The sequence below is a fragment of the Neisseria dumasiana genome (assembly GCF_022870885.1).
In the GTDB taxonomy this organism is placed as follows: domain Bacteria; phylum Pseudomonadota; class Gammaproteobacteria; order Burkholderiales; family Neisseriaceae; genus Neisseria; species Neisseria dumasiana.
In genome coordinates, this window is record NZ_CP091509.1 from 1,884,221 (window position 1) to 1,896,550 (window position 12,330).

A 12,330-nucleotide genomic window follows, 5' to 3' on the forward strand; every position below is an offset into this window, starting at 1 on the left:
GTTGCGAAAACGCAATTAAAACAAATTTTCATACCGTACGCAAGCATTAATTGCATCTACTATTAACCATATTTAAATAAGAATTTGAAATAAAAATACAATTACTTTATTTCACACTCTAAAATCTAAAACCAATGACCTAGTTTTTGCGCTTTAGTATTTAAATAATGTTCGTTTTCGGCATTCTCTCCTACCTGCAAAGGCACTCTTTCCACTATTTTAATACCTGCATCACCTAAAACCTGCACTTTCTCTGGATTATTGGTTAATAACGCCACTTCTTTTACACCCAAATGGTCAAAAATATGCTTGGCCAACCTGAAATCACGAGCATCCACCGGCAAACCTAAGGCAACATTGGCTTCAACAGTATCCAAACCTTGATCTTGCAGCTGGTAAGCTCGGATTTTGTTAATCAATCCAATACCCCGCCCTTCCTGCCTCAGATAAACAATCGCTCCGCGGCCTGCCTTTTGAATTGCCTGCATCGCAGCTTGAAGCTGCGGGCCGCAATCACATTTTTGTGAAAATAAAGCATCTCCCGTTAAGCATTCTGAGTGTATGCGTGCCAACACAGGTTTTCCGTCTGCGATATTACCCATTGTTATCGCAACGTGTTCTTGACCACTGTTTACTTCTTCAAAACCATGCAGTGTAAATACACCCCATTCGGTGGGCAAACGGCAGGAAGCAACAAATTTAACCGGTTTACTCATGATTGTTTTCCGATAATTCAATATTTAACAATTCGCTCAAAGGCTGAGCCAAAGCCAGCGACAAAGCCACCCATTCGGCTTGGTTCTCATCATCCAATATATCTTTCTCTGCATATTCAACATGAACCACACCCAATACAGCACCGCTATCGGTGCAAACAGGCAGGGAAATCTGGCTGCTGCTGCGCTTGTGGTGAATTCCCTCCAACTCTCCTTGCTGCAACCACAGTTCAACGTCATCAACTAAATTCAGCCATCCGGTTTGCGCTGTTCGTACCGGTAGATATGAACGGTTCAGCTCTTCATCAACCAATAGTTTTTGCTCGATAGGTTTGCCTTGTTGTACCAAACGTAGTAAACACCGTTGGTTGTTTTCAGACGGCATCAATATATATACCGTTGCATTTTGAGCTTTTTCAACCCGGCTAAACACCGAATCCAAAGCCATAAAAATCTGTTTCAACAAAACTTCATTTTCGGCCTCTTGCCCGACGTAATCCGACAACACCACTCCATCAGCAACATACCACAATACGGAACGGTCTATTGAAGCATGGCCGGCATCCATTACAGCCCTAACAGCCAAATAAGACATATGTACTCTATCTTTGGGCAAACTTAATCCTTGAGTTTGGAGGTAATCCTGAATTTTCCCAACAGGCATAAACTTTCCTTTTGCTACGGCATTTCATTTTAATTTTAGGTCGTCTGAAATGTTCAGACGGCTAAAGCCTATCAGTAAATTAAGCCGGCTATGATGTTTTTCAAGTGGGAAACATATTGCATCTTTGGATGTTTACAGTATAATTATGAGCTTATTCAAATTAAGCGGAAGTGGCGAAATTGGTAGACGCACTGGATTTAGGTTCCAGCGCCGCAAGGTGTGAGAGTTCGAGTCTCTCCTTCCGCACCACCCTATAAAAATAACAGCCTTTACGGGCTGTTTTTTTACGTCTGATACTGTCCAACGCCACAAACCAAGATTCAAGCACAGCAAGGCTTACAGCCCGATAAAGGGCATTTTCAGACAGCCTTGATTATCCAATACAGTAAAATCCCGTCTAATTGAATAAACCAAAAAACGGGGGTATATTTGGGGGTGCCTGAAAATACCCCTAAAAAAAATACCCCCAAAATGCCGTTAAACGACCGCCAAATAAAGAACGCGAAGCCCGCCACCAAGCCTTATAAGCTGGCAGACGGCGGCGGTATGTTTTTACAGGTTACGCCAGCGGGCGGGAAGCTATGGCGGCTGAAATACCGCATAGACGGCAAAGAGAAATTACTTTCAATCGGAAAATATCCCGCCGTTTCTTTGAGCGAAGCCCGAGAAGCCGCCGAAAATGCCCGCCGTCTGATTGCAACAGGACAAGACCCCAGCGCAGCCAAACAACAGGCCAAGCAAGAGCGGCAAGCCGCCCTATTAAATACCTTTGCAGCGGTAACGAAGCAATGGCACACCAAAAACCTGCCCCGCTGGAAAGAGAAACACGCCGCCCGCATCATGCAGTATTTTGAATCGGACGTTTTCCCGCATATCGGCAACCGCCCGATTAAAGAATTGCGGGTAAGCGATATTAAGGCCGTAATCGAACGTATAGCCGAGCGGGGCGCATTGGAAACGGCAGAAAAAATCAGGCAATGGATAGGCAGCGTTTTCAACCATGCCGCCTTGCTGGAACTGACAGACGGCAACCCAGCCGCCCCGCTTGTCGGCTATTTACCGAAAAAAGAAGCGGCACACATGCCCGCCCTGCCCCGTGAAGAACTGACGGAGTTTTACCGCCGTTTGATATTGGCCGATACACACCAACAAAACCGTATATGTGTGATGCTGATTATGCTTTGCTTCGCCCGCAATACCGAAATACGCGGCGGCAAATGGCAGGAAATCGACTTTGATAAGAAAATATGGACAATACCGGCGGAACGCATGAAACGCCCCCGACCGCACGTTATCCCGCTGGCAGATTGGCCGCTTGAGCTACTGACAGAGCTACACGCCATCACGGGGCACAGCCCGTTTCTATTCCCCAGCCGAACCGCCATAGACGGCCATATCAGCGAAAACACGGCAGGCAAAATCATTAACAACATGGGCTATAAAGGCATTGCGACACCGCACGGATTCCGCAGCCTTGCCAGCAGCCTACTAAACGAACAGGGCTACAATCCCGATGCAATCGAACGGCAGTTAGCCCATATCGACGACAACAAAATCAGAGCAGCCTATAACCGCACGGACTACATGGCCGAGCGGGTAGAAATGATGCAATGGTATTCAGATTATTTGCGGGAACGGTACAACCAAGCCCGCGCGATGATTGAGAGTGAAACAGGCAGCCGAGAACAGGCCGTCTGAAGAAGTAGATAGGAGCTATGAATATATGTTTATTGTAGAAAGAAGCGGAAAAATCAGTTATCCGCCATTTTTTAATGACAATATCCGTATAAATCATGATGAAAATTCAGCATTCCGAGCAATAGTTGAAATACTTCAAGGCATTGTAAGTAATCGCATTCATGCTTTAGCCGGTTTCTTTGATGATGATACATGGCTACACAAGGTAAGCTTATGTGCGTTTGCCATTATTGCCGCGATTCAATCAATACCGAAAGCAATAAATGGAAGAATCAAAACCGTAAAATCAGAAATGCGGATTTTTAACAAAGGGATTGAGAAAATAAAGCAGGGAATGAAGTTGGCAAAGATACCGATAACGGAGCATCAATTACTAGAGTTTGAGCAAGCGCAGAAAGAGCGGGAAGAGCATCTTAAGTACATTGAATGCTTGCCCACACATGGCAATTTCGGTAGGGAGCAGATGGCATTAAAACGCATTATCGCGACGGTTTATTACCATCTTGGCATTGACTTATCACAAGTGAGAATCGGAATAGTGCAACGCCTTTATGATAATGTTCGAGACATTGCAGACTTGGCAGAATACCCAAGTTATCAATTTTTCAACAAATATTTAAAGCGCGGCAATATTGAAGTAAAAAACATCATTGCAACAGTAGACAAAATAAAAAGCCGCCAAAATAACACTCAATTGGCGGCAGAAAATATAGCAAATTCATCAATGCTTGATAATACAGAAAACAGCGCAGCCTAGGTATCACGAAACGCCCCATAATCGGGGCGTTTTTACATGATGTGAAAATGCGTTTTTTTAACCGTTTTCGCATCACTTAAAAATCTGAAAAATAACTTATTTTCACGCTAACGCACCGCCCCACGAGGGCGGTATATTTTTGCCATACTTTTCAACCACACCCAATCGGACAGCAGGAGACTGATTTATGGCAACCATCTTACGACAAAACGAAGTAACCAAACGTCTTGGCATCTCATCAAGCACGCTTTGGTATCGTCTCGACCCCAAAAACCGCCGCCACGACCCCGATATGCCCCGCCCGTTTAAGTTGTCCGGCAGCGGTAATGCAATCGGCTGGCTGGAAAGCGAAATAGACGACTATATCGCCAAACAAGCGGCGAACCGTATTTAAGGGGGCAAGCGATGAAAAACGAAACCGCCCAAAACGCACAAAGCATTTCAGACGGCATCAATCCCCCTAAATCAAGCCGCCATTATGCCCCGTTTGAGCCTGATTCACAATGCGGCGAAATCCTGAACCATATCCGCACCCACGGCAGCATCACGAGCTATGAAGCCACGCAGATGGGCATCATGGGCTTTCAGGCGCGTATTTATGACTTGCGCCATGCAGGTTATCCCGTTGTCTGCACCATGCAGCCGCATATCAATAAACGCGGCAGAACCGTTAAACGCGGTATCTACACGCTGGCAGTAGAGAAAGGGGCGGCATGATGAAACCGATCACACTCGACTATCAAGGCTTATCCATTCATGCCACCCGCGAAGCATGGTTTAACGCTACCGAAATAGCGGCCATGTTTGATAAGCAACCTAACGAATGGTTACGCCTACCCGATACGGGGCGGTACATTGAAGCCCTGATGAAACGGGAAGCCGAAAAACAGATTATTTCAAATACGGGAAAATCCCGCATTACAAAAACCGACTTCATCAAGACTAAACGGGGTAACAACGGCGGCACATGGCTACACCCCAAACTAGCCGTAGCGTTTGCCCGCTGGTGTGATATTGATTTTGCCCTATGGTGTGATGAACAGATAGAGAACCTGATTGCAGGCGGTAAAGACTGGCGGACGGCACGGGCGGAAAGCAAACTTGGTTTTCAAGTTATGGCTGAAATCTTGCAGGCGAAACGCCAAGCAGAGGGCAAAGCCACCAAGCACTATCATTTCAGCAATGAAGCCTTATTGTGCAATGCTGCTTTAACAGGGCAATTCCGCCCCATAGAGCGCGATAAGCTGAACAAGGCGGCACTTACCATGCTAATACGATTGGAAGCCCGAAATAGCGCATTAATCGGGCAAGGCTTGCCTTATGAAAAACGCAAGGCACAATTGTTCGCAATGGCTGCACCGCACAGAGACACTTTTTTTCTGAATTTTGCTAATTGAGATTTTCCCACATCACATCACTTTTAAAGGTTTGAACTATGGCAACAGTAATTGACACCCTATTTCTTGAGCTTGGCATTGATGCGTCTAAGTTTTCAGGCGAAGCGGCTAAAGCTGAAAAACAGCATGAGAAGCTGGAACAGGCCATAGCCAAGACCGAAGATGCCGAAAAGAACGCCACGAAAGCGGCCAATGAAAACGCCGTAGCCCGCAAGAAGAACGCAGCCGAGCAGAAAAAGGCTGACGAACAATTACAGCAGCTTGGCAAGGATATTGCCGTTGTTGCCCGCGGGTTTATGGCGTTTACCGGAATGCTTTTAGGCGCAAGCGGATTATCCAAGCTGGCGGCAGATGCAGCAAAGGCCAATGTAGAGCTGGATAACACCGCCAAAAACCTGAATATGAGCCGTAAAGAGCTATCCGCATGGAAAGGCGCGGCGGATATGGCAGGCGGCAGCGCGGACGGCATGGCCGGTTATATGCAGACGCTTTCAGGCGACATCATGAATTTAGTCATGATGGGCGATGCTTCGGTACTCCCCTACTTCAATGCGCTTGGCGTGTCGTTACTGGACAGCAGCGGCAAAGCCCGTGCGCTTGATGATGTGATGCTTGACCTTGCCGACCGCATGAGCGGCATGGACAGGCAGCAGGCATACAGCCTTGCCCGCCAAATGGGTATGGACGACGGCACGGCCAACGCATTGATGCGCGGACGGCAGGAAATGGAAAGAATGCTTGCTATCCAGCGGGATATGTACAAATCCAATGAGGCAGACATTGAAAACTCTCGTAAGTTAACAGAAGCCCGCGCCGTGCTGAATGCCCAATGGGAAAGCCTGAAATTAATGATCGGCAATGCCCTGATTCCCGTTGTAACCTACCTGACGGAGAAAGTGAGCGCGTTTGTTGATTATCTTGTGAAAAACGAGCATCTGACTAAAGGCGTGTTTCTTGGTATCGCAACGGCAATCAGTATTTTCCTAATTCCGATGCTTGTCGCCGGTACTGCCGCTGTATTGGCCTTTATCGCCCCATTTACCCCGCTGATTGCTGCTGTAACCGCATTAGGCGCGGCGTTCGGCCTGTTATACGATGATTACAAGACGTGGGCGAAAGGTGGGAAATCCCTGTTCGATTGGGGTAAATTCACACAGTACATCAATACTACGGAGCTTTCGACAGAGAATCTTGGGAAGGCGTTTACCTACCTTTTAACCGGCTATACCGATTGGAGTACCGCAGCAAACAGCCTGCTGGATTGGCTGAAGCTGAAAGGGTTTATCGACGCTAACGGCGTATCGGTCAATTCATTGATTACCGGCTTTAAAAACCTTGCGGCTGAGATAGCAGACGGCCTGATGCCCTACTTACAAGATATTGTTGATATTTTCATGAAGCTGAAAGATGGCGACTTGTCGGGAGCGGGCGCGGCGTTGGAAGTGGCAGTAAAGCGCAGGTGGGAATTAGCCAAGAATATAGGCGGCGCGTTGTGGGACAGAGTGGCCGGAACTGCCGATATTGCCACAGGCCATGAAGTCGGAACGCTTGGCAATTCGATGCCATCAAGAGAGCAGTATGGTAAAGGCATCAATCTTTCCGGCGGTGTCATGAAGCTGACCCAGCGTGATATAGACGATATTTTGCGGGTTACTGCAACAGAAACGGTAGGCTCTTTGCAGGGCAAGGCATTTACAGACCAAGTAGGCGGTATCGTTGACACGGTGTTAAACAGAGGTTCGATGCACAAAGGCGGCATTCGCGGCGCAATTAACCAGCGGTGGGCATTCAGCGATATTAATACACCGAGAAAAACAGCTTACGGAGCGGTTGAAAACGTGCCGTGGAGCAGAGTTACGCCGAAATTGCGGGCAGCCGTAATGGAGCATCTGCAAGCGCGGGCAAACGGCAAAGCATCTACCGTTGACGGCAACACCCATTACGCCAATCCGTATTATCTGCATGAAGCATCTGCATCAACTAAGAAATGGGTTAGAGAAGCACACGATCAGGCTAAACGAACAGGACAGATTTACGGCGCAGGCAAAGCAATACATGTTCACGGAACGCCAACGGGCGAACGTAGAGCGCCTAAATTTTCCATTAGATTGCCAAGTTCGCTTGCCAGCCAGCCCATAGGCGGAGCGGCGGCGGCCAACATTTCCACTAACACGCGCCGTATTGAAGCGCAGAAACAGGCGGCACAATCGGCAGGCCAAACGGTAAACAAGCATACTCAAGTTTCCGTGAATAACGTAACCATTCAGACGACCGTAAGTAACATGAGCGGTACCGGGTCGGACTTTGGTAATGCGTTGGCGCAACAATTAGACCAGCTTAACTATGGCATGTCGTAAGTTGTAATTGAACAGCGCGGCCACGCCGCACAGAGCCGCTTTTCAGACGGCCTTAACCGCAGGAGTAATGCAATGATAAAGAACAAACCCAAAGTACAAGAACGCATTTGCGACATGCTGGCACAGGGTAAAAGCATGGTTGCCATTTGCGGCCTTGAAGATATGCCCGCCCAATCGACTGTTTATAAATGGCTGGCAGAAAGTGAAGAATTTTCGGAGAGATACGCGCGTGCGCGCGAGATGCAGGCCGATTTATACGCGGATCAGATTATTCGGATAGCCGACGATTGCGAGCCGGAAGCGGCGGCAGTTGCAAAAGCCAAAGCACAGATAGACGCGCGTAAATGGCTGGCTGCACGGCTTGCACCAAAGAAATACGGCGACCGATTGGACGTAAGCGCAAGAGCAACGGTACGGGTAGAAACGCGCAGCCTTGCCGACATTTTCACAGACGGCCAAAGCGTATAAACGCCTTTGTTTGCTGGTGTTTTGCATGGCGGGGAAGCAACAATCAGCCCCTTTTGCACAACACCGGCCAAACAAAACCATTGACAGCTTGAGCATTGAGAATTAAATTACAAATTCTCTCTCAAAAAAACTTATGCCCCAATCAGCAGGGTAAACGCTGATTTTTTCACGCCAAAATTTCACATTGAGCGGCCATTTTTCAGACGGCCTATCAAGTCAAGTTATGGCGGTGTCGGTAAGCAGTAATGCCCCGGCTGGTGTCATAAGTACCAGAGAGAGCGCCGCCCCCCTAATGGGTTTCTCAAACTCTCAAAAACTTATGGAGCATTTCAAATGCAAAACATTCAAACCGCGCAGCAGGCGCAAAATCCCCAACAGCAAACTATCGCCGTTTCCCGCGAACTGATATGCAATAGTGCCGATTCATTGTGGGCTTTATATCGCATTTCAGAAGCAGCCGAAACAATCGCCCTAACCATCAAAGAGCTTTCACAAGGCAATACCCTAATTGCGGCACAAGCCGATTTACTGCTTCAGATCAACGAAGAAATCCAAGCACATCACAGCCCACAATCATACAGCTATGAGCTTTGGGAGCTTGTAGAAGAAGCAGACGCGGCAACAAGTAAATAACCCCCTTTTGTTATTCCCCCAGCTTTGCCCCGCGCGGGCAAGGCGGGGTAAGTGCAACTTTTTTTCAGGCGGGTATCGAGATAAGGCCGTCTGAAACGGAGCAGACATCATGAATAACCGCCGTTACGACCTATCCGACCTGAAAGCCGCAGCACATGGCCGCTGGCCTGAAATCCATGCCGCGCTAGGCATTCCCCGTGAATACCTTAACCCCCGTAAACATTGCCCCTGTCCCTATTGCGGCGGCAAAGACCGTTACCGCTACACCGATTATCAAGGCACGGGCGCATTTATCTGCAACCAATGCACCCCCGACGGCGGCAGCGGTTTTGACTTGCTTATGCTGGTGTTTGGCTACGACTTTGCCACCGCCGCCAACGAAACCGCCGCTTTATTGGGTTTTTCAGACGGCCAAGCAGGGCAACACCAGCCCCGCGCCCCGTTACCGCCTGCCAAGCCTGCCGCCCAGCCGAAAGACAAACAGGCCGCCTTGCTGAATCTATGGCACGAAGCGCAGCCCATCAACAGCCAGGCCCCCGCAGGGCAATATCTGCAAGGGCGGGGCATACCTGATACCACTTTTCAGACGGCCTTAAATATCCGTTATCACGCAGCCTTACCCCTATGGGCAACCGACACCGACGGCCAAACGGCCAAGCCGCTGTTAATCGGCCATTTCCCCGCCATGCTGGCCGCCGTAACTACTGCCGACGGCCAATTACAGGGCTTGCATAAAACCTATCTTGATGCGGTTTATACCAAGCCATACGGCGAAAACGGCAACCATATCCCCGCCTTTACCAAACTGAATATCCACCACCCGCAGACAGGCGAGCCGTTGCCCGCCAAAAAGATGCAATCCCGCTTCCCCGATGCCCTGAAAGGCGCGGCAGTACACCTTTTCCAACCCGACGCACAAGGCCGCCTGATTGTGGCCGAGGGCATAGAAACCGCCTTTGCCGCCCGCGCCCTTTTCGGCCTGCCAGCCGTTGCCGCCTTATCCGCTTACGGCATGGCTTCGTTTATATGGCCATCTGAAACGCAGGAATTGTTTATTTGCGCCGACAACGACGACAACCGCACGGGCATGAAAGCCGCCCACAGCTTGGCAGTAAGAGCCATCAAGGCAGGCATCAAGGCACGGATATGGCAACCGGAAACGGCAGGCTTTGACGCTTTAGACGAACTGAACCGCCGCCAAGACGAACAGATCGCACCGCCGTAAACCGCCGTATTTGCGTTTTCAGCCCGTTTCCCTTTCAGACGGCCTTACACCCTTACCTAAGCGGATAACGCCCCAAACAGCGCAGATTTACCCGCCTGCCGTCTGAAATACACCAGCAAACAAAAAGGGCAGCCGATACAGGCCGCCCGAAACAGGAAAAATCAGGAATACCATCATGAAAAACGAAACCATACACGACAACACCGCCGACACCGGCCCCGAAACCATTCAGGCCGCCGCCCTTGCAGAGTTTGAACAAGCAGAATTGCGCCCGTATTTCCAATGCACCCAAAACGGCGTTTTCTACATTGCCGTAGAAACCGACAAGCACGGCGAAGTTCACGAAAAGCCCCCGCTGAAACTGGCCGACCCAATCGAGCTTATCGGGCGCGGCACCGACGAAACGGGCAGCCATTACCGCATTATCCGCTGGCGCGATGCCGTAACCCGCAAAGCCCGCATAGAAGCCCTGCCGATGGCTGAAATCGGCAACAACTGGCAACGCCTGCAATCACACGGCATTACAGTCATGGCAAGCCGCAGAAAACGCGAATTACTGGCCGATTATCTGCAAACCGACGGCAGCAACGAACGCTACACCGTAACCAACCGCGCGGGCTGGTGTGCCGACAATACAGCCTATATCCTGCCCAACGGCGAAGCCATAACCGCCAAAAAACAGCCCGCCAAAGTGATTTACAACGGCGACAAATCACAGGCCGACAGCTACACCGAAAGCGGCAGCCTTGAAGACTGGCAGCAAGGCATAGCCCGCTATATGGCAGGCAACAGCCGCTTATGCTTGGCAATCGGCACAGCCCTAGCCGCCCCGCTTGCCCGCCTGTTGAATATCGAAGCAGGAGGATTCCACCTTTTCGGCGATTCACGCGACGGCAAATCAACCGCCGCCAAAGCCGCATTATCCGTATGGGGCAACCCTGAAACGCTTATGCTGACATGGACAGGCACAGGCTTAGGCTTTACCAACACCGCCGCCGCCCGCAATGACGGCTTACTGGTATTGGACGAAATCGGCCAAGCCAACGCTAAAGCCGTAGCCCAAACCGCCTATTCCGTGATTAACGGCGTTTCCAAAGTACAGGGAGCAAAAGACGGCGGCAACCGAGAATTAAGCCGCTGGCGGATTTTCATGCTTTCCACAGGCGAAAAGCCCCTAAACAGCTTTCTGAAAACGGCAGGTGTAGAATGGAACGCAGGCCAAGCCGCCCGCCTGCCCGATATTCCCAGCGACGCAGGCAAAGGCTTAGGCATTTTTGACACCCTGCACGGCCACGAAAAAGGCGCAGCCTTGAGTGAAGCCATTACCGATCATGCCGCCCAATACCACGGCACCGCAGGCCGCGCCCTTATCCGCCTGCTATTGGAAGACCCTAAAGCCATCAACGAAGCCCGCGCCATAATGGCTAGCTTTATGGCCATGTTGCCCGATACCGACGGCCAAAGCCGTACCGTTGCCTTACGCTTTGCCATAACCGCCGCCGCTTTGGAACTGGCCGCCAAGCCACGGCATTACAGGCTTAGGCGTAGGGGTAGGCATGACAGGCATCAAGCAATGTTTCGACGCATGGCACAGCCGCACAGGCACAGGCAAATATGAAGGCAACCAAATTATCAAACAGGCCATAGACTTTATGCAGCTTTACGCGGAATCCCCGCGCTTCACAGGCTGGAACAGCGAATTTACCAACCACGACCACGCAGGCTACCGGAAACGGGCAGAGCAGCCATGTAACGATGAATTTTGGATCATTCCCGCCGTGTTTGAGAGTGAAATCTCGAAAGGCTTTGAGCCGAGCAAGGCTTGTAATGTGCTTCACGCTATCCAATGGTTGAAACGCAATGAAACGGCAGGCCGCTGGAAGTTTCAACGCAGCGGCGGCGGACGTTTTTATGTGCTGGTAGGCATAGAGCCGCCAAACCAAGAAGAACAATAGGCCGTCTGAAAACAGTTTGAGACATTGGCATTTACTAGCAACACCAGCCCGGGCCGCTGGTGTTTTTTTATGGCCGTCTGAGAAACCGCCTGCCACCTTTCAGACGGCCCACCCCAACACAAAGCATTACGTTTCAGGCAAACCCAACCCCTAGCCATGCGCCTATTATTTCCCACAAGGAAATTATTGCTGCTAAAAAATGCTGATTGTTTCATGAAAAATTTTTCGCTATACGGAATAACCAAAAATTAGCGGTTATAGCGGTTATTACAATTAAAAATAGCCTGAAAGGCTTTATTTATAAGCGTTTCAAGAATAACCACTTACATAAATTAACGCGGTTATGAGTGGTTATTAGTGGTTATTTCCTTATATTCATAGGCTTATAGTGTTAAGAAGTAAGAAATAACCGCAGTTAACCGCTCTATTTTCATGCAGTGGTTATGATTTAGCCTTGTAA

13 protein-coding genes and 1 tRNA gene are annotated in these 12,330 nt (G+C 49.6%); 12 read left to right on the forward strand and 2 right to left on the reverse strand.

Features of this window, described 5'->3' with window-relative positions:
* Nucleotides 1-125: 125 nt before the first annotated feature.
* Together ribA and LVJ88_RS08695 are read right to left on the reverse strand one after the other, a co-directional pair.
* The gene (gene ribA / locus LVJ88_RS08690; protein WP_085418471.1) at nt 126-716 is read right to left on the reverse strand and encodes a GTP cyclohydrolase II; all 591 of its coding nucleotides are present in this window, start codon (nt 714-716) and stop codon (nt 126-128) included.
* On the reverse strand, nt 709-1,380 hold the full coding sequence (locus LVJ88_RS08695; RefSeq protein ID WP_085418470.1) for a hypothetical protein: 672 nt from the start codon (nt 1,378-1,380) through the stop codon (nt 709-711). Before LVJ88_RS08695 ends, ribA begins: the two co-directional genes overlap by 8 nt.
* A 164-nt stretch (nt 1,381-1,544) precedes the next feature.
* Here LVJ88_RS08695 and LVJ88_RS08700 point away from each other — a divergent pair.
* The 12 genes from LVJ88_RS08700 (at nt 1,545) to LVJ88_RS08755 (ending at nt 11,870) form a co-directional block, all read left to right on the forward strand.
* Nucleotides 1,545-1,629: transfer RNA gene (locus LVJ88_RS08700), tRNA-Leu, on the forward strand.
* Between the two features lie 222 nt (nt 1,630-1,851).
* The gene (locus tag LVJ88_RS08705; protein ID WP_085418475.1) at nt 1,852-3,078 is read left to right on the forward strand and encodes a tyrosine-type recombinase/integrase; all 1,227 of its coding nucleotides are present in this window, start codon (nt 1,852-1,854) and stop codon (nt 3,076-3,078) included.
* A gap of 25 nt (nt 3,079-3,103) precedes the next feature.
* Entirely contained in the window at nt 3,104-3,835 is a 732-nt protein-coding gene (locus LVJ88_RS08710; protein WP_085418469.1) for a hypothetical protein, read from the forward strand.
* A 187-nt stretch (nt 3,836-4,022) separates the two neighbouring features.
* Nucleotides 4,023-4,229, forward strand: a complete 207-nt coding sequence (locus LVJ88_RS08715; protein ID WP_085418468.1) for a helix-turn-helix transcriptional regulator — start codon at nt 4,023-4,025, stop codon at nt 4,227-4,229.
* A gap of 11 nt (nt 4,230-4,240) precedes the next feature.
* Nucleotides 4,241-4,552, forward strand: coding sequence for a helix-turn-helix domain-containing protein (locus LVJ88_RS08720; protein ID WP_085418467.1), 312 nt, complete (start codon nt 4,241-4,243; stop codon nt 4,550-4,552).
* On the forward strand, nt 4,549-5,232 hold the full coding sequence (locus tag LVJ88_RS08725; RefSeq protein WP_233127585.1) for a KilA-N domain-containing protein: 684 nt from the start codon (nt 4,549-4,551) through the stop codon (nt 5,230-5,232). The genes LVJ88_RS08720 and LVJ88_RS08725 overlap by 4 nt, the downstream gene beginning before the upstream one ends.
* A 38-nt stretch (nt 5,233-5,270) precedes the next feature.
* A complete protein-coding gene (locus tag LVJ88_RS08730) occupies nt 5,271-7,589 on the forward strand; it encodes a phage tail tape measure protein (protein WP_233127584.1) in 2,319 nt (772 codons plus the stop codon).
* 72 nt (nt 7,590-7,661) lie between these two features.
* Nucleotides 7,662-8,057, forward strand: a complete 396-nt coding sequence (locus tag LVJ88_RS08735; RefSeq protein ID WP_085418465.1) for a terminase small subunit-like protein — start codon at nt 7,662-7,664, stop codon at nt 8,055-8,057.
* Between the two features lie 333 nt (nt 8,058-8,390).
* Complete coding sequence (locus tag LVJ88_RS08740; protein ID WP_085418464.1) at nt 8,391-8,690, forward strand: hypothetical protein; 300 nt, start codon at nt 8,391-8,393, stop codon at nt 8,688-8,690.
* Between the two features lie 109 nt (nt 8,691-8,799).
* Nucleotides 8,800-9,915, forward strand: coding sequence for a DUF7146 domain-containing protein (locus LVJ88_RS08745; RefSeq protein WP_085418463.1), 1,116 nt, complete (start codon nt 8,800-8,802; stop codon nt 9,913-9,915).
* A gap of 175 nt (nt 9,916-10,090) precedes the next feature.
* Complete coding sequence (locus LVJ88_RS08750; RefSeq protein WP_233127583.1) at nt 10,091-11,533, forward strand: DUF927 domain-containing protein; 1,443 nt, start codon at nt 10,091-10,093, stop codon at nt 11,531-11,533.
* Nucleotides 11,472-11,870 (forward strand): hypothetical protein, encoded by a 399-nt coding sequence (locus tag LVJ88_RS08755; protein ID WP_233127581.1) that lies wholly within the window; start codon nt 11,472-11,474, stop codon nt 11,868-11,870. The genes LVJ88_RS08750 and LVJ88_RS08755 overlap by 62 nt, the downstream gene beginning before the upstream one ends.
* The last annotated feature ends 460 nt before the right edge of the window (nt 11,871-12,330 follow it).